21 protein-coding genes and 2 pseudogenes are annotated in these 23302 nt (G+C 35.3%); 19 read left to right on the top strand and 4 right to left on the bottom strand.

From position 1 onward, the window contains the following. The first annotated feature begins 6 nt into the window (after nt 1-6). The 3 genes from IGK21_RS08645 to IGK21_RS08635 all read left to right on the top strand — a co-directional run bounded on the left by IGK21_RS08645 (nt 7) and on the right by IGK21_RS08635 (nt 3905). The gene (locus tag IGK21_RS08645; RefSeq protein WP_034700806.1) at nt 7-540 is read left to right on the top strand and encodes a potassium-transporting ATPase subunit C; all 534 of its coding nucleotides are present in this window, start codon (nt 7-9) and stop codon (nt 538-540) included. An 85-nt stretch (nt 541-625) separates the two neighbouring features. Further along, a complete protein-coding gene (locus IGK21_RS08640) occupies nt 626-3208 on the top strand; it encodes a sensor histidine kinase (protein ID WP_274456562.1) in 2583 nt (860 codons plus the stop codon). Nucleotides 3209-3218: 10 nt separating this feature from the next. Further along, a complete protein-coding gene (locus tag IGK21_RS08635) occupies nt 3219-3905 on the top strand; it encodes a response regulator transcription factor (RefSeq protein ID WP_010718443.1) in 687 nt (228 codons plus the stop codon). Nucleotides 3906-4081: 176 nt separating this feature from the next. Here IGK21_RS08635 and IGK21_RS08630 read toward each other — a convergent pair whose 3' ends face one another. Beyond that, nucleotides 4082-4639, bottom strand: a complete 558-nt coding sequence (locus tag IGK21_RS08630) for a pentapeptide repeat-containing protein (RefSeq protein WP_232622377.1) — start codon at nt 4637-4639, stop codon at nt 4082-4084. A gap of 260 nt (nt 4640-4899) precedes the next feature. Here IGK21_RS08630 and IGK21_RS08625 point away from each other — a divergent pair, with 260 nt between their 5' ends. From IGK21_RS08625 to IGK21_RS08615, 3 genes are all read left to right on the top strand, one after another. Next, on the top strand, nt 4900-5661 hold the full coding sequence (locus tag IGK21_RS08625; RefSeq protein ID WP_034700802.1) for a DeoR/GlpR family DNA-binding transcription regulator: 762 nt from the start codon (nt 4900-4902) through the stop codon (nt 5659-5661). 10 nt (nt 5662-5671) lie between these two features. Further along, a complete protein-coding gene (locus IGK21_RS08620; RefSeq protein WP_034700800.1) occupies nt 5672-7078 on the top strand; it encodes a M24 family metallopeptidase in 1407 nt (468 codons plus the stop codon). A gap of 266 nt (nt 7079-7344) precedes the next feature. Continuing rightward, complete coding sequence (locus IGK21_RS08615) at nt 7345-7704, top strand: MerR family transcriptional regulator (RefSeq protein WP_010718439.1); 360 nt, start codon at nt 7345-7347, stop codon at nt 7702-7704. A gap of 236 nt (nt 7705-7940) precedes the next feature. Here IGK21_RS08615 and IGK21_RS08610 read toward each other — a convergent pair whose 3' ends face one another. Beyond that, nucleotides 7941-9080 (bottom strand): trans-sulfuration enzyme family protein, encoded by a 1140-nt coding sequence (locus IGK21_RS08610; protein WP_034700797.1) that lies wholly within the window; start codon nt 9078-9080, stop codon nt 7941-7943. A gap of 266 nt (nt 9081-9346) precedes the next feature. Here IGK21_RS08610 and IGK21_RS08605 point away from each other — a divergent pair, with 266 nt between their 5' ends. The 3 genes from IGK21_RS08605 to IGK21_RS08595 are packed head-to-tail and all read left to right on the top strand — an operon-like array spanning nt 9347 to nt 12479. Then, the gene (locus IGK21_RS08605) at nt 9347-9700 is read left to right on the top strand and encodes a Rid family detoxifying hydrolase (protein ID WP_010718437.1); all 354 of its coding nucleotides are present in this window, start codon (nt 9347-9349) and stop codon (nt 9698-9700) included. A gap of 17 nt (nt 9701-9717) precedes the next feature. Further along, on the top strand, nt 9718-11046 hold the full coding sequence (locus tag IGK21_RS08600) for a CoA-disulfide reductase (protein ID WP_034700795.1): 1329 nt from the start codon (nt 9718-9720) through the stop codon (nt 11044-11046). Between the two features lie 14 nt (nt 11047-11060). Next, on the top strand, nt 11061-12479 hold the full coding sequence (locus IGK21_RS08595) for a cation:dicarboxylate symporter family transporter (protein ID WP_034700793.1): 1419 nt from the start codon (nt 11061-11063) through the stop codon (nt 12477-12479). A gap of 254 nt (nt 12480-12733) precedes the next feature. Here IGK21_RS08595 and IGK21_RS08590 read toward each other — a convergent pair whose 3' ends face one another. After that, nucleotides 12734-13399, bottom strand: coding sequence for a helix-turn-helix transcriptional regulator (locus IGK21_RS08590; RefSeq protein ID WP_034700791.1), 666 nt, complete (start codon nt 13397-13399; stop codon nt 12734-12736). A gap of 203 nt (nt 13400-13602) precedes the next feature. On the opposite strand from IGK21_RS08590, the gene IGK21_RS08585 reads away from it, so the two are divergent. The 9 genes and pseudogenes from IGK21_RS08585 to IGK21_RS08545 all read left to right on the top strand — a co-directional run bounded on the left by IGK21_RS08585 (nt 13603) and on the right by IGK21_RS08545 (nt 21040). Next, nucleotides 13603-13716 carry a putative metal homeostasis protein gene (locus tag IGK21_RS08585; protein WP_010718433.1) on the top strand — a complete coding sequence of 38 codons (114 nt, stop codon included), beginning with the start codon at nt 13603-13605 and terminating at the stop codon, nt 13714-13716. Nucleotides 13717-13832: 116 nt separating this feature from the next. Beyond that, nucleotides 13833-14327, top strand: a complete 495-nt coding sequence (locus IGK21_RS08580) for a GNAT family N-acetyltransferase (protein ID WP_034700789.1) — start codon at nt 13833-13835, stop codon at nt 14325-14327. A gap of 170 nt (nt 14328-14497) precedes the next feature. Continuing rightward, nucleotides 14498-16162: an acetolactate synthase AlsS gene (gene alsS, locus IGK21_RS08575; protein WP_034700787.1), complete on the top strand. Its 1665-nt coding sequence runs from the start codon at nt 14498-14500 to the stop codon at nt 16160-16162. A gap of 12 nt (nt 16163-16174) precedes the next feature. Further along, a complete protein-coding gene (budA, locus tag IGK21_RS08570; RefSeq protein ID WP_034700785.1) occupies nt 16175-16885 on the top strand; it encodes an acetolactate decarboxylase in 711 nt (236 codons plus the stop codon). A 162-nt stretch (nt 16886-17047) separates the two neighbouring features. After that, nucleotides 17048-17533: a GAF domain-containing protein gene (locus IGK21_RS08565; protein ID WP_025480112.1), complete on the top strand. Its 486-nt coding sequence runs from the start codon at nt 17048-17050 to the stop codon at nt 17531-17533. A gap of 158 nt (nt 17534-17691) precedes the next feature. Continuing rightward, nucleotides 17692-17955, top strand: a complete 264-nt coding sequence (locus IGK21_RS08560) for a hypothetical protein (RefSeq protein WP_010718428.1) — start codon at nt 17692-17694, stop codon at nt 17953-17955. A 150-nt stretch (nt 17956-18105) separates the two neighbouring features. Further along, nucleotides 18106-18647, top strand: a pseudogene (locus IGK21_RS08555) (DNA cytosine methyltransferase); the annotation flags it as partial. 108 nt (nt 18648-18755) lie between these two features. After that, a pseudogene (locus tag IGK21_RS08550) lies at nt 18756-18894 on the top strand (putative holin-like toxin). 622 nt (nt 18895-19516) lie between these two features. Next, entirely contained in the window at nt 19517-21040 is a 1524-nt protein-coding gene (locus IGK21_RS08545) for a DNA/RNA helicase domain-containing protein (protein WP_181918606.1), read from the top strand. Here IGK21_RS08545 and IGK21_RS08540 read toward each other — a convergent pair. Continuing rightward, nucleotides 21035-21577 (bottom strand): recombinase family protein, encoded by a 543-nt coding sequence (locus IGK21_RS08540; protein WP_220381023.1) that lies wholly within the window; start codon nt 21575-21577, stop codon nt 21035-21037. The two genes, IGK21_RS08545 and IGK21_RS08540, sit on opposite strands and share 6 nt — an antisense overlap. A 242-nt stretch (nt 21578-21819) precedes the next feature. Here IGK21_RS08540 and IGK21_RS08535 point away from each other — a divergent pair, with 242 nt between their 5' ends. Next, complete coding sequence (locus IGK21_RS08535) at nt 21820-23235, top strand: ATP-binding protein (protein ID WP_181918605.1); 1416 nt, start codon at nt 21820-21822, stop codon at nt 23233-23235. Nucleotides 23236-23302 lie beyond the last annotated feature (67 nt).

The raw sequence follows: 23302 nt of genomic DNA, 5'->3' as shown, positions 1-23302 counted from the left end.
AAAGTGATGCGAAAAACAGTTATGGGAAGTATTCGTTTTTTATTGTTAAGTTTACTTGTTTTTGGAGGGGGTTATACATTACTAGTTACCGGGGTCGGTCAACTTTTTTTCAATGAACAAGCTAATGGTAGCCAAGTTACCAATGATGGGAAAGTCATAGGTTCGAAGTTGATTGGGCAACCTTTTGAATCAACTCGCTATTTTTCTGGACGGAATGAAAAAGTTAGCCAACTGTCACCGGTATCCAAGGAACAGGCTTCACGTGTGGAACAGAGAACGAAAAAACAACTTCAAGAAAACCCAGCGCAAAAAGAAGTTCCGGTGGATCTAGTGACTGCTTCGGCAAGTGGTGTAGACCCGGATATCAGTGTGGAAGCAGCCAATTTTCAAGTGTCAAAAATCGCTCAAGAGCGAGGTCTTAAAGAAGCGGATATCTATGCTATAATAGAAAAAAACAGCCATAAGGATTGGTTTTCAGATCGCAAATACGTTAATGTATTACAATTGAATCTTTCGTTAGATCAGATGTCTGATTCATAATCGGTTCTAGCCATTTTCTTGATTGGTTTTAGCCAATCGGAAAATGGCTCAGACTTACATAAAGGATAAGTTGGAGGGGGAAAGGATGTCGTTATCGAGTGTATCAGAAGATTTTATGCAAAGACAGCAAGGGAAGAAAGGTAAATTAAGAGTATTCTTTGGTTTTGCGGCTGGTGTCGGTAAAACGTATGCGATGCTCTTAGAAGCTAGAGAATTATTTGCCTTAGGTAAAGATGTCGTGATTGGCTATATTGAGCCTCATGATCGACCAGAAACGAATCAACTACTCGAAGGTATGCCTCAGATCCCACCCAAAGAAATCAATTACAAATCAATCACTTTATTTGAACCTGATATTGATCGCTTGATCAAGCGAAAGCCCGAAGTAGTTTTGATCGATGAATTAGCACACACCAATGCGCATGGTTCAAGAAATAAGAAACGTTACCAAGACGTGGCAGAGTTACTGAATGCTGGAATCAACGTTTTTACAACGATTAATGTGCAACATATCGAAAGTTTGAATGATGTTGTTGTTAATGTAACAGGTGTGGAAGTAAAAGAAACCGTGCCAGACACTTTCTTTCAACAAGCATCTTTGAAAGTGATCGATGTTGAGCCGGAAGAATTGATCTTACGGTTAGAAGAAGGAAAGATCTATACCAACGAAAATGCAAAACGAGCCTTAAAAAATTTTTTTACCCCACAAAAGTTGAACCATCTGAGAGGTTTAGCGATCCAAAGAGCTTCCGATCATATCAATCAAGTTAGTAGTCAAACCAATCGAATTCAAAGCAAGTTGTTGACTATTGTTAATGACGATTTTCCTAAAATGGCAGAAAAGTGTATTCGTTGGACTGCAAGATTAGCGCAGGGCTTAGGTGCGCAATGGGTCGTTATTCAGATTCGTTCACATGAAGACACGCCGACAAACTTACCACTTGCTGACAAACTTGGTGGAGAAGTGATCAGTATGGAAGAAGAAGGAAGCTTTGAAACGATCGTTGAATACGCTAAAATGACTGGTATCACAGATATCATCATGGGAAAGAATCTACGACAACCATGGTATGAACGATTATTTTTAGAATCGTTTGAAAACCGATTGCTGAAGCGATTGAATGATACAGAGATCCATTTGATCCCATTTCAAGAAACTAGACCGTCTTTTTTATTTCATACAAGAAAAATCATTGAAGGCGGCGGGAAAGATCTAGGGTATGCATTAGGTGCTGTTTTTTGTGCCACTTTAATTACTGAGTTGATGCAGTATTTGAACGTCGGTGATCAAAATCTGATGTTGATCTATCTCTTTTTTGTCTTATTAGTCGCTCGGATGACTTCCGGTTATTTTTGGAGCGCTTTAGCATCAATCCTTAGTGTACTATCGTTCAATTGGTTTTTTGTTGAACCGCTTTATTCATTGACAGTCTACAAACAAGGCTATCCGTTCACTCTTTTGATCATGTTTTTAGTTGCTCTGATGATTAGTAACTTAATGGTGCGGTTAAAAAAACAAGCAGTTTATTCTATGGAAAAAGAGCATCAAATGGAAATTCTTTATGAATTGAATAAACAATATGTGTTAGCACAAGATCAACAACAAATTTTTGATATTACTGCGACGTATCTTTCACGTTTGTTAGATCGGGAAGTGGTTCTCTTTGATTCTGAAGGACAAGTGAAAAGTGTGCATCGTGTCGATCGGAAAAAATCAAGACTTAATATCAGTGAAGAAATTGCAGTAGCTGTTTGGACAGCAAAAAATCAACAGGAAGCAGGAAATGGAACCGATACCCTCGGAGGAGCAAAAGGATTCTACTTACCGATCCTTACTAATGGAAAAGTCGTAGCTGTTTTAGGAATGGAACGAAGTCATTCCCACGATTTACAAAATGATCAACTAAACTATTTAAAGTTGCTCATTACACAACTGGCAACGATTCTGGAACAAAATCAATTGAAAAATGAGAAAGAGCAAATCGAACTTGAGAATGAACGAGAAAGAGTCCGCAGTAATTTGCTCCGAGCGGTCTCACATGATTTGCGGACACCATTAACGGCAATTTCAGGGATTGCAGAGACATTAAACAATGAAAAAAGTGTATCGAAAGAAACCCAACAAAAATTATTGCAAGACATTCAAGATGAGTCCCAATGGTTGATTCGGATGGTGGAAAATTTATTATCGATTACACGGATCAATATGAATACAATGAAAGTGAATAAATCAGCGGAACCGATTGAAGAAATTATCGAAGCTGTGTATAGTCATTTGAAAAAAGTGTATCCAGATAGCCAATTAGATGTCGTATTACCAGAAAACATGCTATTCATCCAAGCAGATCCTATTTTAATTGAACAAGCTTTGTTCAATTTGATTGAGAATGCTTTGAGACACGGTGAAAAACAGCAACCTGTACGATTGACTGTGAGCCAAAATGGAGAAGAAACGAGGATTGAGATTAGAAATAAGGGTGAGATTCCTATCGAACAATTTCAAAAAATCCAAAATAATCTGACTCAACCAAATGAGGTGCCTGTTGATTCTAAAAACGGATTGGGAATTGGTTTAAGTATTGTCAACACGATCATTCGTGCTCATAACGGACAAATGGAGATGATTGCCGATAATGGGGAAACGATTGTCCGAATCTATTTAAAGTAAGGAGTTTTTTATGAATAAGATGATCTTATTGATTGAAGATGATCCCAATATTACCGACTTCATGGAAGTGGTTTTTGAGCGAGAACAATATAGATTAACGGTAGCAGCAAATGGGATGGAAGCTTTAACTGCTTTACAGGCAGAAACATTTGATGTCATTTTACTTGATCTAGGTTTACCGGATATTGATGGAATGGATCTCTTGAAAATATTGAGGAAACGGATGGATCTTCCGATCGTGGTGATCTCTGCACGAAAGGACGAAAATGAAAAAGTAGCCGCCCTTGATTTAGGAGCAGATGATTACGTCACCAAACCTTTCGGGACTAACGAACTTCTAGCTCGTATAAGAACAGCTTTACGCCATAAGAAAACCAAAGAAGAACAGACGTTGATCGTAGTAAATAATGCATTAAAAATCGATTTTGATAAGCAGTTGGTTTATAAAAATGACCAAGAAATCCATTTAACAAAAAATGAATATCGATTACTTAAATGTTTATTTGAGCAGATTGGTAAAGTAGTCACTTACCAAACATTAATGACCCAAGTATGGGGACCATACAGCGAAGATTCCCAAATTTTGCGAGTCAATATGTCAAATATCCGCAAAAAAATTGAAACAAATACGTTGAAGCCTGAATATATCATTACTGAAATTGGTGTTGGTTATCGTTTACGTGATTACCGCTCGTAAACATAAAGATGAAACAGTGAAGTCTGTTTAATAAGTATTAGATCCAAGAAAGATAGTTCAAAAAGGTCATGAAAGAAACAAATAGCTCCGAACAAACCAGAGCTTACTGTATCTTTCATGACCTTTTTATGGTGTTCATCATATTACTTCTAGGGAATTAAACCTAGGTTATTCACTTACTCTTTTATAATTAGACCTAACAATGTAGAGAATTTTAAGGCCTGGTAGGTTGAGACCTGGCAACCTTTTAATTCATTGATCGTAATGCTTAATGTTTCAAAATTAGAGGAGCTTAAATCAACGCCTTTTAAAGAGGTTTGCTGAAAATTCGCTTCGTTCAATTCGCAATTGTCAAAAATGATTCCTTTGAAGTGACAATGATAAAGATCGGCGTTTTCCAGTGAACAATGGCAAAATTGATTATTCTCCATTTTAGCATAGCCAAAAGCAGCTAGATTGATTAGACAATCTTTAAAAGTAACGTTTTTAATCGTTGATTCTTGAAAGGTTGTCCCAAGTAGTTTGCAATTGATAAATTCTACTCGGTGGATAGAGGCTTTTGTCATATTGACGTTGGAAAGATCACAATTTGTAAAGCGAACATCTACGAACTCGACCTGACTAAAATCGCTATTTGTAAATTGACAGTGATCAAATTCCATATTGTAAAAACGTGGACGATCGAAAAATGCTTCGATTGCTTCGTCATTGACTACTTTGCACATTTCAAGCATTGGTTCCTCTTCGGAATAGATTGTAGAAAAGGGCTTAAGTGGTAATGTGGGAGAAATTTTTGGAGGAACGATTTTCATAGATTCATCTACTTTCCTATATAAGATTTTTTCATATCAGTAACGGAATCATCGTTGTCTGCTTATTATAGCACAAATCATTTGATTGCATTTGGCGATTTTTTTGCGACAAAATGCGATAAATTGCAAAATATTGCAAAGTGTTGCAAACTGTAGTAAAGTGACTTAAGGGAGGCGGTTTCATGCTGAGGGAAATTCGTTTGAAAAAAATAATCAAAATCATGAAAGAAAAACAAAATGCTGCGATTGATGACTTAGCAGAACAGCTGGAAGTATCTAAAGACACGATCAGGCGTGATTTAATGAAGTTAGAAGAAAAAAATATAGTTCGCAGAACACACGGCGGAGCGATTTTATTAGAAAGAGAAGCAACTATTTTTGATTATGAGCAACGTTCAACTAAATTAAATGGAGTGAAACTTCAGTTAGGAAAAACCGCTGCAGCTATCATTAAAGACAATTCATCGGTTATTTTCGATTCCTCCACTACTGTAGAAAGTGTGATCAATCAAATAGGGATGAAACCTTTGACAGCTATCACTAATTCTTTGACTCATGCGATGCTGTTGGCAAAAAGGTCAGCAACTACGATTACGCTATTGCCGGGAAAATTGCACAAAACACAACTTTTTTTACATGGCGCAGATACTATTGAGAAATTAAAACAATACAGTGTAGACTATACATTTTTAGGTGTTTTTGCTTTATCGTCTGAGGGGATATTCATCCATACGGAAGAAGAAGGACTTGTCAAACGCCAAATGGTCAAACAGGCAAAAACGGTGGTTGCTTTAGCAGATCATACAAAAATGGATAAAACCGGTTTTTTTAAGGTTTGTGATTTAAAAGAGATTGATTTTCTAGTAACAGATCAACCTCCCAGCAAGCAGTTGCAACAAGCTTTGATAAATAATCAGGTGGAATGTCTTATATTAGATCAATAAAGGAGTAAGTATGGAAAAGAAAAATGTAATTTTAGATGTGTTGACTGAGCCGAAAACATTTGCAGATGTCTCACCGGTTTTTTTAACAGATGAAACGATTGAAATGAGAAAAAAACGAATGATACAAAGGATGAGAGAAGAAGCGATTGACACACTAATCATTTATGCAGATCGTGAGCATGGTAGCAATTTTGAATATTTTACGGGATTTATTCCACGGTTTGAAGAAGGATTATTTGTTATGGAAGATAGTGGAAAAAGTACCTTGATTTTGGGAAATGAAAATCTAAAACTATGTAAACATGCACGAATCCAATCAGAATTGGTTCATTATCCACCTTTTTCATTGCCGAATCAACCAATGGATCACGAACAACCTTTAGAACAATTATTTACCTCGTTAGGGTTCGTTGAAAAGAAAAAAATCGGGGTAGTTGGTTGGAAAATGTTTACTACACGGAAGAAAGAAGCGACCAAGCTATTCGATGTTCCTCACTTTATTATTGAAGCAATCGAAAAAGCAAAAGGTGAAACGACTGAACTACTAAATGCTAGTTCGCTGTTGATCGGGGAAAAAGGAATACGGAGAACAAATAATGCCAATGAGATCGCTCATTATGAATTTGGTGCCAATCTAGCTTCTAGTTGCATGTTACAAGCACTAAACAAGATTGAAGTAGGTGTAAAAGAGTCTGAAATTGGAGCATTGTTAAATGGAAAAGGACAACCGAACACGGTAGTAACAATTGCTGCGACAGGGCAACGTTTCGAATATGCTAATCTTTACCCAACCGATAAAACAATTAAGCTTGGCGATGCGTTGTCATTAACTACCGGGTTTAAAGGTGGTCTATCTAGCAGAACCGGGTTTGTCATCGAACATGAAAAACAACTTCCATCAGAGCAAGCGGATTATTTAGAAAAAGTGGCTAAACCTTATTTTCAAGCAATTGTTCATTGGTTAGAAACAATCAAAGTGGGGATGAGAGGCGAAGAAGTTTATCAACTAGTTGAGACTGTTTTACCAAAAAAACAGTTCCATTGGCATTTAAATCCTGGTCACTTGACAGCAGATGAAGAGTGGTTAGCTTCACCTATTTATCAAGAGTCGCAAGAAATACTTGAAAGTGGGATGATTTTTCAACTAGATATCATTCCTTCAGTTCCGGGTTATACAGGTGTTAGTGCGGAAGAATGTGTGGTACTAGCTGATGAGGCACTGCAAGGAAAAATCAAAGAAAAGTATCCAGAATTATGGCAACGCATTATGATTCGTCAAACGTATTTGAAAGAAGTGCTAAACATTGATTTAAGTAAAGACATTTTACCGCTTTCCAATACGGTTGCATACTTACGCCCGTTTTATTTAGCAAAGAATCAAGCATTTCGTGTACAAAGAATAAAATCCACATCTTGATGTACGAGTGAATGATAAGAGAAAATTCGTAGGAGTAACAGGAGCTGTATGGTTCGTTACTTCTCGAATTTTTTAGGTCTGCTAGCTTTTTTGAGAAAAATCCCTTATAGTGAGAGCCGAAAGACTAGATCATTTTTTGTACGTTGTTTCAAATGCGACGATGATCATGCATAAATCTCCATTCGTTTATTGGTTTTGGCCAAGCAGATAAATGTTAGGCTAGTCAATTATGAACGAGATGGAGCAGAAAAAAGGGGATATCAACTATGAACATCAAACAAGTGAGCGAAGCGAAAGGGATCTCGCCCGATACATTGCGTTATTATGAGAAAATTGGTCTCATTCCGCCTGTACATCGCACGAAAGGTGGAATCCGTGATTATACAGAAGAAGACCTCAACTGGGTAGATTTTACAATTTGTATGAGAAATGCTGGTTTATCCATTGAGTCGTTGATCGAATACAATAAATTGTGTAAGCAAGGAGACCAGACAATTGCTGCTAGGAAGCAATTATTGATGACAGAAAGACAGCATTTGATTCAAAAGATCGATGAGATGCAAGAGTGTTTAACACGATTACATAAGAAAATCGAGAATTACGATCGGTATTTATTAGAACAATAAGATATTAGTCCATGTTAGCCAACAGTTGGTTAAGAGAACTTTTACAGCCTAAATAAAACAGTTCTGAAATTTTTACCAATGATGGAATAAAAAAATTTGATGAAAAAGAAGGCATGTCGGAAGTGTCTAACTCTAAGAAATAAGCCGGATAATCCCAAATAGGAGGAACTATTTGGGGATTATCCGGCTTATTTTCGATGATAGAACTCACCATGAATATCAGATAGTGAGTGAAACTACATAGCATTTAACGCATCATCAAGATCAGCGATCAAATCTTCTACATCTTCGATCCCGCATGAAAGCCGAACTAAAGTTTCAGTGACACCCATCGCTAATCGATCCTTTTCAGGCATACTGGCATGAGACATCGCCCAAGGATAAGAAAGGATGGATTCCACACCTCCGAGACTGACAGCGACGATTGGTACACGACAGTGTGTGAATAAGGTTTCAATTTGCTTAACTGAATCTACTTCAAATGACAAAATAGCACCACAGTCTTCGCATTGTTTTTGATGGATCGAATGTCCAGCATGCTGTTCAAGACCAGGATAATAAACGTTTGTTACTTTCGGATGATTGACGAGAAAGTTAGCTAATTCACTAGCGTTTCGAACTGATTTTTCCATTCTTAACCCCAGCGTTTTAACGCCGCGCAATAGTAGCCAAGCATCTTCAGGACCCAAAATCCCGCCCAGTGCTTTTTGATGTTCCTTTAATTGCTGATACAGCTCCTCGTTATTTGTAGCGACCAAACCTGCAACAACGTCACTATGTCCATTGATAAACTTTGTTGCACTATGTATCACGATATCAACACCTAAATCTAAAGGATGTTGTGAAATGGGTGTCATAAATGTATTATCTGCAACTGTTAAGATCTGATACTCGTTAGCCAATTCAGTCACTTTCTTTATATCAGTGATTGTTAATAATGGATTGGAAGGAGTTTCAATGTAAAACATTTTTGTTTCTTTTTTAATCGCTTTTTGCCAAGAATCAATATCCGTTTCATCAACAAAAGTGCAATCGATCCCGAAACGAGCTAAGAAAAGATGGATGCTTTGGAAGGTTCCACCATAAATATTTTTACCTAGTACTAAATGATCTCCTTTGGATAAAAGGAACAGGACAGCGTTAATAGCAGCCATTCCTGATGAAAAGGCTAAACCGAACTGCGCGTTTTCTAATGAAGCAATACATTTTTCCGCCGCTTCGACAGTAGGGTTACCAAAACGAGTGTAACTAAAACCTGTGTGAGTGAAGACATTTTTTTGATGAAACGTGGAAGTTTGATATTTAGGTATCGACGATGCGCCTGTAACTGGGTCGATGACTGGGTAATCGTGTAGAATTTTTGTATTGATATTCATATGGGTTTCCTCCAAACCTACTTCATGTATCTCAAAAATAACACATTCATTTCCGTTATGTCAACGCTTTCTTGATAAAAAATTATCAATGAAATTAATTGCTTGCGTTAGATTTTAAATAACATTAGTTTTTATAATTTCATTTTAAATAAAAGAATTTTTGCGGTTTTTAAAAACTCTGAAAGTGGTTGACTGCCTTAAAAATATATGATAATTTTTTAGTGTAATTGTATTCTATGATAAAAAATTATTAAAGGAGGAAAAGAATGAGTAGCAACAAATTACCGTATGAAAAATACCGCGTGGCGGGAGACTTAATCTTTGTTTCTGGACAGTTACCAATCGATCCAACCACTGGTGAAATCGTTTCTGAAGAGATTAAAGCACAAACGAACCAAATCATGATCAATATATCACAAGTGTTGGAGGAGCTAGACTTGACCATGAATCAAGTGGTTAAAACGACTTGTTTTCTAACTGATATGAATCATTTTGAAGCATTTAATCAAGTGTACGCAGAACACTTTGGTGAACGTTTCCCAGCACGATCAGCTTTTCAAGTCGTTGCCTTACCAAAAGATGCTTTAATAGAAATCGAATGGGTTTTATCTAAAGCATAAGAAAAGAGGAAGAAAGAATGAAAATAATAATCATTGGTGGAATTGCTGCAGGAATGAGCGCAGCGGCCAAAGCAAAGAGAGTCAATCCAGATGCAGAAATCATCGTGATTGAACAAGAGGATTATATCTCTTTCGGCGCTTGTGGGCTTCCTTATTATTTAGGTGAAGAATTTAATGATGAACAAGAGATGTTTGCTCGAACGCCTGAACAAATCGAACGTTTAGGAATTAAATTATTGTTGCGCCATCGAGTAGAATCAATCGAATTTGCCACTAAAACGTTAGCTGTAAAAAATTTAAGTACAAATGAAGTAAGTCATGAAACTTATGATCGTCTGATGCTGGCTGTCGGTGCAAAGCCGTTTGTTCCTAACATTGCTGGTATTGATTCCAGTGATGTATATACGATTACAAAACTTAATGAAGTCAAACGACTACAGCAAGAATTATCAAATTATCAAAATATTGTCATCCTGGGTGGTGGATTTATTGGCATTGAAGTAGCTGATCAGTTAACGAAAGCAGGAAAAAATATTCATTTGATCGAGATGGCTCCTCACTTGATGAATCGTTCATTTGATCCGGAATTTTCTACTAAAATTAAAGAAGCTATTGAAGAAGAAAATGTAAGGGTTTCCTTGGAGGAGTCTGTTCTAGAGATCGAAAAAAAACATGAACAAGTGGTAGCTGTCAAAACGAATAGAGGAAGTTATCAGGCGGATGCGGTGATCGTTGCTGCTGGATTTGTTCCTAATACCAGCTTTTTGAATGATCAATTGGAATTGTTAGGAAATGGTGCAATTAAAATCGATACATACGGGAGAACGTCTCAAAAAGATGTATTTGCGGCAGGTGACTGTGCTTCGATTCCCCATCGAATCTTAGGGGATATTTACCTTCCTTTAGCGACTACAGCGAATAAAATGGGACGGATCGTTGGGGTCAATCTTAGCGGTGTACAGATGCAGGAATATTCAGGGACATTAGGCAGTAGTGCGATCAAAGTAGGAGAGTACGAGGCAGCAGCGACTGGTATCACTGAAAAAATGGCAAGAGAAAAAGGATTAGATATCAAAACGACTTGTATTGAGACAATGAATCACTCGAATTATTATGGAACTCAAGAAAAAATCATGATCAAACTGGTTTATGACCGACAAACAAAAGTGTTGTATGGTGCCCAACTATTCGGGAAAAATGAAACAGTTCTTCGTGCGACTGGCTTAGCTGTTGCGATACACGCTCAAATGACGACTGAAGAATTAGGATTTGTTGATTTTGCTTATGCACCACCTTTTTCTTCTACGTGGGAAGCACTAAATGTTGTAGCAAATACTGCAAAATAAAGGGGATGAATAAATTGATCGATGCACCTTTTTTTACTCAATTTCTGAAAGTAAGTAATTATTATACTGCGGGAGGAATCGCTTTGCTGATTCTCTCCCTTGGGGTAATGAAGTACCTCAAAGACAAACGGATTAATTTCTCAAAACGAATGATTTATGCTCTTATTCTTGGTTTGCTTTTAGGGGTTGTCATTGATTTGATTGGTTCCGATAGCGAAATTTATACCGAATTTGCTCGAACGGAAATCAATGCCTGGTATGCCTTAGTTGGTTCAGGATTCTTGAAGATGATCCAGTTGCTAGCTATTCCTGTCGTGTTCTTATCGATTATCAAAGTAGTGATTGATGTCAAAGGAGAACGGTTAAAATATTTGACGGGAAAAACTTTTGCAACATTACTAGGGACTACAGCTATCTCTGCGGCATTGGGGATTGCGGTTGTCAAACTCTATCGGCTTAACGGTGCAGAGTTTGCTGGAGACTTGGCAGCAGACAAAGCAGAAAGTATTAGTAATATTGCTTCGCAAAGTTTCCCGGAATTTTTCTTGAAACTGATACCTAACAATATAGTTAGTGTGATGGGGGATAATGGGAGTATTGTATCGGTTGTGATCATAGCGGCTATGTTTGCTGGAGCTATTCGCTTCTTACAAGTCAAAAAACCGGATCAAGTGGCACCTTTTGTTACGTTGTTGGACTCATTAAAAGTAACCGTCATTTCCGTTTTAACTAACGTGATCAAGTTGATGCCGTATGGGGTTGTTGCCTTAGTAAGTAATACAATTATTTCTAGAGGGATTCAAGCAATTATGGGAATGATCGGATTTATTGCAGCTCTATATACTGGTGTTCTTTTGATGTTGATCGTTTATGTCATTTTATTACTATTCATGGGTGTGAATCCAATTGTTTTTTACAAAAAAGCATTTACGACACTATTGTTTGCTTTTTCTTCCCGTTCAAGTGTAGGAACTTTACCTTATACTTTGAAAAATCTGGAAGAAGATCTAGGTGTGTCTCAAGAAACGGCAAATTTTGTTGCTACTTTAGGAACTTCGATTGGTATGAATGGATGTGCTGGTGTATTCCCTGCTATGCTTGGTGTTTTAATGGGATCAGCTGTTGGCGCGGAAATGGATCTATCCTTTTATTTCTTGGTGGTCGTTGTCGTTACGGTAGGATCCATCGGAATTGCTGGTGTGCCTGGTACGGCGACAGTTGCGGCGACAGTTACTCTTAATGGCTTAGGGTTTGGACACACGATCACAAGTATTGGAGCGATATTTGGTATCGATCCGATTGTTGATATGGGACGTACCATGTTGAACGTCGCAGGCTCAATGGTTTCTGCGATTATGGTAGATAAGTGGGAAGGAACATTTGATAAACAAGCGTTTTTGGCACCATTGAATAAAAAAAATGAAGAAGAGTAATAGACAATGGGAAAAGTTATGTGTTCAATTAGTGATCAAATGATATTTAGGTAATGAGTTGATACCAACTCGCTGATTAGATCGTTTTTACTATAGCTTTCGCCTGTTTCAAAAGTGAAACAACCAAGAAATAAGACGGCACGCCTTAGTGAAGAGGAGTGCCGTCTTTAGTTTCAAAGCCCATCGTGTCTGAGAAGCTGTTAAAAAATGCTTGCTTATTGTCATTGGAGGTAACCGATGCTTTCGCAATCTCTTTACTTTTCTCCTTCAGCAATCTTCAGGTAACGATAAACGCTGGGATCTGATATGTTGAGAATCTTAGCCACTTGTGAAACAGCGCCTTTGATTTGGAAGATTCCTTTTTCATTTAATTGGCGAATGATTTTAATTTTCAACTCTTTATTTAAAGGAGTCTGTTTGTCCAAGAGATCGGAGGGGACGATAGAGTAGATAATCCCTTCAATGGTTTCTTCCAAGATCTCAACGGATTCGGGGAGGTGATTTGTATCAAACACTGCAAGTGGTTGTTTTTCTGTTGATAAGCCAGCTAATGCGAGTATCTCCTTTGAGAGTGACTGATATTTGCTGATATCTTGATTAATGCAAAGTAATCCGACTATCTTCTGCTGATCATTGCGTATAAAAAAAGTGGCACCTCTTAATTTTTTCCCGTTGATTGTTTGTGCATCATAGTTGACTAAATAATCTTGTTTAAGATATTCCTTTGAGCGCACCATTTCTAAAGCGAAACCAGTAACAGGAGAATGGATATCTCGTCCACTTATATGATTGTTTTCAATGGCAGCGATATGAAAATGACCTTCTTCCAGATGATGAAGAACCACTTCATAGTTTTCCCCTAAAGCTTGTCCGAGGAATTTGACCAGGGATATATATAGCGTTAATTGAGTGTTATTCATTTTCTCACCTTGATAATTTTTTGTTACTTTATAATACCATCTTTGTTTGCTGTTTACATTATAAAATAATCGTTATTTCATTTTATTTTTTATTGACAAATTTTTTGGGTGAAGTTATATTGTTTGTATAAATCGTAATCATTACTATTTGAGTTCGTGAACGGTTTATTTGATAAAAATAGACTTGAAAAAGGGAGAAAGCAATGGAAAAACAAGACTTAGCGAGTGCTTATCGTCGGCTAAAGAGCCCCAATATCAAAACGAAAAAAAGAGCGTTAAAAATCATTCATCAATACAAACGTAATAAAAATAAGTAAAAACTATCATTTGCTAAAAAACGTGTTTGTTTTGATTAGTGATCCTATCAGTAGATTCTTGTCTTAAAAATTTGAACTGGTATAATAGTTTTTAAACAAAAAAAGGTGTGTACTATATGATCCGTTATTCTATAGCAGCTAAAGAAGATTTACCTCGCATTGTGGAGATTTACAATCAATCGATTTTAACGAAACAATCAACTGCCGATGTAACGCCCGTAACTATCGAGGATAAATTGGCATGGTTTGAAGCCCATGATCCTAAGAAACGCCCACTATGGATCATGCAAGAAGCAGGAGTAATCATTGGCTGGATCAGTTTGAGTGATTTTTATGGACGACCAGCATATGATCAAACGGTAGAAATCAGTATTTATATTGATGAGACCTATCAACATAGAGGTATTGGGCAGTATGCTATGGACTTTGTAGAAAAACAGCTCCCTGGCTTAGGTATTGAGACCGTGCTAGCCTTTATCTTCGATAGTAATCATGCGAGTCAACGTTTATTTGAAAAAAATGGTTATTGTTTATGGGGGCTACTGCCTGAAGTTGCGCAAATCGATGAGAGATTGCTTGGGTTAGCTATTTGGGGAAAATCGTATCGCTAATCAAATAAGCTGTAGTTTCATGAATTTTTCTGAAACTACAGCTTATTTTTCATATTACTACACAAATGAAAAAATTTGTGTTACACTCTTTTTGTGAAACAGTTTGTAAAACTGTACTAATAAAAAGCGTTTTTCGAGAGAATGTTTAATGAAAAGGGAGTAATATTGTAATGGATGATGAAATGAAACAAGGCTCTAGAGCTGTAGTAGAAAGTTTAGCAAATCACCAAGTCGAATATGTTTTTGGGATTCCAGGAGCAAAAATCGATGGGGTGTTTAATGAGTTAGAAGATCAAGGACCAGAATTAATCGTTACGAGACATGAACAAAATGCCGCTTTTATGGCTCAAGCAATTGGACGGATCACAGGCGAGCCAGGTGTCGTCATTGCTACTAGTGGTCCTGGAGCTAGTAATTTAGCAACTGGGCTAGTGACCGCTACGGCTGAAGGTGATCCGGTTCTTGCAATTGCAGGACAAGTCAAACGAAGCGATCTACTTAAATTAACTCATCAAAGCATGGACAATGCTGCTTTATTTCAGCCAATCACTAAATATAGTGCAGAAATTCAAGATCCAGAAACAATTTCAGAAGTGATTGCCAATGCTTATCGAATGGCTAAAAGTTCGAAAAAAGGAGCAAGCTTTATTAGTATCCCACAAGATGTGGTAGATGCGACTGTAAAAAATGAAGTCATCAAACCTCTAAAAGATCCACAATTAGGTTCTGCTTCTGCTGGCGATATCGATTATTTAGCGGAACGTATTCAAGAAGCGAAATTACCTGTTTTATTAATCGGGATGCGAGGTTCAAGTAAAAAAGAAACAGCAGCGATCCGTAGATTAGTAGAAAAAACAGGCTTGCCGGTGGTGGAAACTTTCCAAGCCGCTGGTGTGATTTCTAGAAAATTAGAAAACTATTTTTTTGGCAGAGTCGGTTTGTTTAGAAATCAACCAGGAGATATGTTATTGAAACGAAGTGATCTAGTGATTGCGATTGGGTATGATCCAATCGAATATGAAGCAAGAAACTGGAATGCTGAAAAAGATGCTCGAGTAATCGTTATTGATGAAACACCAGCTGAGATTGATTCTTACATGCAGCCAGAAAGAGAATTAATCGGGGATATCTCTGAAACATTGGATCTGTTGACGGATTCTTTAACACCGCATCAAGTGTCACGTGATGCGAAAGAATACTTAGCCTTTTTGCAAAATAAATTAACTGAGCGTGATATTGTGCCAACAAAAGACCGCGAAGGAATTTTACATCCTCTAGAAGTCATTAATACACTCCAAAATAAAGTGACAGATGAGATGACTGTTACTGTAGATGTAGGTAGTCACTACATTTGGATGGCACGTCATTTTAGAAGTTATGAAGCAAGACATCTATTATTTAGCAATGGGATGCAGACACTAGGCGTTGCTTTACCATGGGCAATCTCTGCTGCATTAGTACGTCCTAAGACACAAATCATTTCGGTATCTGGTGATGGTGGTTTCTTATTTTCTGCTCAAGATCTAGAAACAGCTGTTCGTAAAAATTTGAAAATCATTCATTTGATTTGGAACGATGGCCGTTACAATATGGTAGAATTTCAAGAAATCATGAAATATCAACGAGCTTCCGGTGTGGATTTTGGCCCGGTTGATTTTGTAAAATATGCAGAAGCTTTTGGTGCTAAGGGGCTTCGTGTGACCTCTGTCGCTGAGTTGGAACAAGCAATAGAAGAAGGATTTAAAACGCAAGGTCCAGTTATCATCGATATTCCAATCGACTACCGTGACAATGAAAAACTTGGTGAAACGATTTTACCAGATCAATTCTATTAAGGAGATGCTAAGATGAGTGAAAGAATACTTTTTCAACATGGAACACTAGGAGCATTGATGGCAGGACTAATGGATGGTACTGAGACGATTGAACAGATACTCAAACACGGGACTTTAGGTTTGGGAACGCTACATGGGTTAGATGGGGAAGTCATCTTCTTGGATGGCGAAGCTTATCAAGGGCGTTCCGATGGAGTAGTTGTTAAGCTGACAGGAAAAGAAACCACTCCTTATGCAGCAATCACCCCATTCATTGCAGATGGACGGTTTGAAGTCGAAAATCAAACAAAAGGCGAAGAATTAAAACAATCAATTTTAGCCAGTCAAGCAGGAAACAACTTATTCTTAGCGATAAAAATTACTGGGCTGTTTAAAACAGTCCACACACGTATTATGCCAAAACAAGAAAAGCCTTACCGAAGATTAGCAAAAATATCAGAGTCTCAACCTGAATTTCATGAAACAAATAGTCAAGGAACGTTAGTTGGATTTTATACGCCAGAACTGTTTCAAGGAGTAGCAGCTGCTGGATTTCATTTGCACTATATCGATGAAGCTAAACAATTCGGAGGGCATGTCATTGATTTTGAGCTAACAAAAGGCACTGTCGAAATCAGTAAAATCGAAACGCTTGTTCAACATTTTCCCAGCGATGATCCAACGTTTATTGGAACGACAATAGATTATGCAAACTTGGAACAAGAGATCCAGCAAGCAGAATAATTTTCTAATGAGTCCGTGCTAAAAATTAATAATGAAAGTATTTTATATTTGAAGGATGTTCTTTTCCCGTCTTTCTGTCTAGTAAGGTCAGTTTTTTCTCAATGACTAGTCAGCAAATCATTTCTAAGCTATAATTTTTTCATAGAAGGAGTGGTTGAGATGTTGTGGACAGAAAAGCAAAAAGAAGATGCCTATCAAATTTTATTATTACAGCAAAAAGGATTATTAGAGGCGGAAGATCATTGGCTAGCAAATTTAGCGAATTCTTCTGCTCTGTTGAACGAGACATTACCAGAAACAGTTTTTGCAGGTTATTACCTATATAATGGCGAAGAATTGATTTTAGGTCCATTTCAAGGTCGTGTTTCTTGTACTAGGATCACAATGGGAAAAGGGGTTTGTGGTGAGTCAGCACAAACAAAAACTACATTGATCGTTGATGACGTCAAGAAACATGAAAACTATATTTCTTGTGATTCTGCAGCTCAATCTGAAATCGTTGTGCCCATGATCAAAGAAGGACATCTGATTGGCGTTCTAGATATTGATTGTGGTGTAACAGGCGGGTATGATCATATTGATCAAGAATATCTTGAGAAATACGTAGAAATGCTTATTGATATCGTGCCTTTAGATGTTATTTCTTAAAAAATTCAATAACTTTAACAAGTGAAATCAAAAGAACGCTCGAAATAGTCGTTCTTTTGATTTTTTTCTAAAATTATAATGGTTTTCGGTTTTCATAATCTAATTTTAATGTTATTATCATTTTATAAAATGTTAGAACGATTAAAGGTGGATGAGATATGAATAACGAAGAAATCATTTTGGGACAAAAATATGCGTGTAAGCCAATCGGTTTAAAGCATGTAGTAGTAGGTGAAGTCATTAATAAATTAGAAAATTGTATCGTGTTATGTGTGGAAAAATACCAAGAAAGTGATCATGAAGAAATATTAGAAAAATGTGGGAAAGTGGTTGCGAAATATACGGATGTATATGATTTAACTACTATAGAAGCCATTTTTGAAACTTCTTCAAAAATTTATGAACCAGCGCTTGTCTCATAAATAAAAAATAGTTTAAAAGAGAGGCTCTTTGTCAAATGATGTTGGTAAAGAGAAATCTTAGAATAATTTGGGCAGAAAGAAGAAAAACTTCTTTCTGTTCTTTTTATTTGGTTAAAAAGATGTTGGTGAATTTCACCAACATCAAAAAGTATAGAGCCCTTTTTAGATTTATTTGCAGGTGTGGGTGGATTTCGTTTGGGGTTAGAGAAAGCAGCTCATAAATGTGTCGGGTTTTGCGAAATCGATGCGAAGGAGAGAGAGAGTTATAAGGCAATTCATAACACTGAAGGAGAGGTGGAAATGGATGACATCACAACAGTATCATATGGTTTATTCGATCAATTGGAAGTGTCGATGTTACCTGTGGAGGATTTCCGCGTCAGGCTTTCTCGATTGCAGGAAAACGGAAAGGCTTCGAAGATATTCGGGGAACTCTCTTCTTTGAAATTGCAAGGTTCGCATCTATTCTCAGAACACGCTATCTATTACTTGAAAATGTTAAAGGATTGCTCAACCATGAAAGAGGAGCTACGTTCGAGACAATTATACGAACCTTGGATGAATTGGGGGACGACATGGAATGACAATTGTTTAACAGCAAAAATTATGTCGCACAAAGTAGAGAACGTGTCTTTATTATCGGACGTTCTCGAAGACAATGTACCAAAAAAATATTTCCTATCACAGGAAAAGAAAAATCAATTATAGTTTATAATTAGAATGTTTATTACTAAAAGAAGTATGCTATACTATTTGCGTAGTAAGTTTATGACGGTGGCTACTCAGGGGGTGATGCTTATGTGCATTTTCCTACTTCGTAGAAGGGAGTAGCGTTTTTTGTCTGTTGCTGAAGCAATCGGATTAATGGTTCAGTTTGGATCATTTGTCATTGCTTTAGTTGCCTTAATGGTGACAATAAGCAAAAACAACAAAAAGTAAACCCGTCATAATCTTTGGCGAGAGATGACAGGTTTACAAAACTTATATAATCTGAGCCAACGTCTTAAACGGGCTACAACGGAGCTATGTTAGTGCATAGCTCCTTATTTATTTACAGTATAACTTATATGATAGAAAAATGGAAGACTGAGGAGTGACATGAAATTAAATTAAGTATCTGTTTTTGATTCAACAAAAAATATTATGTTGAATATCGAGCTATTTGAATTAGTAAAAGTCAATCATAAAGACTTTATTATGATATTTCTAACATTTGTAGATTTAGATTAAATCATTGGATTCAAAGTATCGTGTTATAATTAGCACAACAATTCTTAAAGGAAGTGTAAAATTTGATTGAAATACGTTCTTTAAGTGAATTCATAGAGAAAAATGTGCTTTATGAAAAAAGAACAAAAAATAAATTACTAACTCAGGAAATAGAAATCTGATTTTAAAGCCCAACAGAGTATACCTTGTTGGCTTTTTATTTAGCACATATATATTTGGTTCTATAATGGACAATTAAATTGAGCAATATTAAAAGTAGAATAGAATTATTAGTGAATTTAGGGTAACATACACATTGGGGGAGAAATCATTTAGAAGAAGGAGTTTGGCAATGAGTCATTCGTGCACGTTAGATTCATTTATTTCAATGTATAATTCTAAAAATCCAGATTTTAGAGATTCTTTTTTGAAATTAATAAATAATTCTGAAAAAAGTAGTATATCTAAAGAAGAAGTAAATGATTTTTTCAGCTTATTAAGCAATAAAAACCTTTTAAATTCATTAAATATAGAACAGTCCAAAGGCTATTATTTTAACTATACAATTCAAACAGGTATAAGAGAACAATTCGATATTTTAAGGTTTAGCCTTGATAAGGTATTAAATATAGAATTGAAGAGCCAATTACCTGCTAAAGGATTAGACCAAATCAAAAATCAGTTGGTACGACATAAATTTGTATTAAGTACTTTAAATAAAAAGATAGTTTGCTGTACTTATGTAACCACTGAAAACAAATTGTATTTATTAACAGAAGATAGTAAGCTAGAAGAGATTTCGTCTGAGACGTTGGCTAGCATGATACCTGATGATTATATCAATGAACTTGAAATTGAGCAGATAAATTTTTCTCACTTAATTATTTCTCCGTATTCACAACCTGAATTGTTTAAGGAACATAAATACTTTTTGACTAATGAACAATTTTCTATACGTACTGAAATTTTAAGTAGTCAAAATAGAGTTTTTCAAATTAAAGGTGGACCTGGAACTGGAAAAACAATGTTGCTCTTTGACCTTGCAAGAAAATATGTGAGTGAAAATAAGAAAGTAATAATTATATTCTCAGGCAATAAATATAATTGTGAAGAGTTGTCAACTATATTAAATATTGATATTAAACCTATTAAGGACGTTAAAATTCCTGAGTTAGAAGACTATGATGTTGTGTTGATAGATGAAGCACAGCGTCTATGGGAGGAAACTTTTATTGCCATTTTTGGGTTACAAAAACCTAGACTTATTTTTTCTACCGACCATAATCAAACATTAGCTTCTCATGAAAAAAAACGCAATATTCAAAAACGATTATCTGAAGATAAAAATGTTGAAACGAAAAAATTAAAAGAAAAAATTCGAACAGATCCAGCAATGAACTCATTTATACAAAAATTTCTAGACTTAAAAGCTAAAAGAGTCCAAAAATATGAATATTCTAAAGTAACAGCAGAATATTTTTCTACCAAGCAAATGGCAGAAAATTATATAAGAAGTTTAGTTGAAAATGAAAATTTTGTATCCATTGAAGTAACTGATTATACTACAAAATCAACGTCTGTAAAGAAAAGAGAAAAGGTGTACTGGGGATCTCAAACAGCTCATTCAGTTATTGGTGAAGAATACGATAATGTGCTAGTACCTTTAGATAACTATTTTTATTACGATGAAGATAGCAAGCTTGTTTCAAGATATGCTGACCAATTTTACTATCCGTATAATGAAGATAGTTGCATATTTGAAGCTTTAACTAGAACAAAAGATAGATTAGTATTAGTAATCATAAATAATCCTGACTTATTTATAAAAGTACAAAAAATATTGACATGGAAAAAAGATGACGAAAAAAATTCATAAATTGAATTCGTTTCTTATTCTGTAGACGGTTTGTCTGGTAACATTGTAATCTTTTGAAATTTTAGAAATAGCGACTCCATTCTCAAGATCCTGAACGATGCTTTTATAAACTAAGTGACGTTGAGGATTTTTTGTGTCTGCACCGTATAACTTAGGACGTCCCTTGTAGACACCATTCGCTTTAGCAACCTGGCGTCGTTTAGATTCTGTACGTTTCTGTTTGGCAATCATGGCCAAAACTTGAATGATTAAATCTTTAATGAATTTGTCTAATAAAAGATTATCAATTGCTTCAGCCATGATTGGTAAACTTGTAATGATGAGTTGTACATTTTTCTTTTTTAGATAATTAACAGACGCAATGATCTCATCATAATTCCTTCCTAAACGATCAATGGCTTCTACAATAAAAATATCTTGTTCACGGACAAAGTCTAAAGCTTCTTGGAAAATCGGTCGATGAGTAATTGTTGCTCCAGATTGTTTCTCGATGAAAATTTTTTCTGCGCCGAACTTTTTCATTTCTTCAATTTTCAAAATTTTGCCCTACTGTCACGTTTCTTTTTAAATGGCATTAAATTTTAATTTTATTTGGCATATTTTTAATTGGAAAATTTTTTGTCTATAAAGCTGTATTTTTAATAAATTAATTTCTCCTTATTTGCTAAAAATTTTTGAATAGTACTAAAATATAGAGCACAAATATAGATATTGTTATGTTTCAGGTCATGGTATTATATGAATAAGATTGAAGAATTACTAAAAGTGGAGATGAACAAATGAAAACAAATAGATCTGATTATATAGCTAATTTAATTAATAAAAATATTAAAAATTCTAATTACTCAGGCAAATTTAGAAAAACTGTTTTTCATGTGCATACTCCTGAATCTCATGACTATAAGTTAATAGATATTGATACACAAATAAAATTAGACATTAAGAAGGCCAAAGAAAAGAATAAAAACTCATGGCGAGAATTTACTTCTAAAGAATTAATTAAAATTGCTAAATATGTAGGCTTATTATTTGAAGATCACTTGATAACTGATATTAAAAAGTACATGGATGATGATTACTTTAATAGTGAAAATGAATTATTAGCATTTTTAATTCAGGGGCATATAATTTTAAAAGAAAAAATTGAAGTATGCTTAGTTTGTGATCATAACTCTACTAAAGGTTTTAAAAAGCTTCAACGAGCAATTTATATTTTAAGAAAAGAACGACCTGACTATGAAGTAAAACCAAGAATTGAACTAGGTATTGAAATCTCATGTTCTGACAAAAATCATGTAGTTGGTATTTTAAATCAAAATAATCAAGAACAGCTGAATAAATTCAATAAATGGATGAATAAAAATATTATATCTCCTTCTGAAGGAACTATTAGAACGACTTTTGATGTATTTGAAACATTTAAAAAATTAGGAATCATTGGTTATATTGCTCACATAAATACTTCACAAATTTTCAAACCTGAATTTTTAAGTGGGGCATATAAAAAAGAATTATTTAATTCTAATTTATTTAAAATTATTGGTGTGACTAATACTGATCAAATTAGCAATACGATAAATAGAATCCGAGCTTTTACGAAAAAAAACTTCAATTTTATCATCGATAATGATTCTCATGATATTAATGGATTAAGGACTAATTTTTTTTATATTAAAGGAAATAAAATGAACTTTAATTCTATTGAAGCCGCACTAAAAGATTTTAATCTATCGGTATCTTATGAAAAAATTACTGATCCTTCTAGATATATTAAAGCAGTATATATAGAAGGAAATGGATTTCTAAAAGGAGAAGCAGACCAACACATGATTTTAAACTTTTCTCCCAATTTTAATGCGATAATTGGTGGTCGTGGAACGGGTAAAAGCACAATTTTAAATACTATCGGTTATTTAACGTCTCAAATTTTTGAGAATAAGAATATTTTAACAAATATTTTAAATCAAGGGACTTGTTGTGTTGTGTATCATTTTAATGGAGTAGATTATTATATATTTTTGTTTTCTAGTGATGATATAAATAATGATATTTTTATAAATAATTACTTTGAAGAAAAATCTTGGAAAGTAATAAAAAAGAATGATGAATCTGAAACTGATAGAAGGAAACGTGCTATAAAGGACAGAATCCAAGTATTTACTTATGACGGAAAGAAAACTACTGAATTGAAATGAACTAAAAAAATACTAGATGACTTATTTACTAGAAAATTTACTATAAATGAATTAGTAAATATATCAA

Source organism: Enterococcus sp. DIV1421a, from assembly GCF_051711025.1.
Classification (GTDB): Bacteria; Bacillota; Bacilli; order Lactobacillales; family Enterococcaceae; genus Enterococcus_B; species Enterococcus_B hirae.
This window is presented reverse-complemented; position numbering and strand designations above follow the sequence as displayed.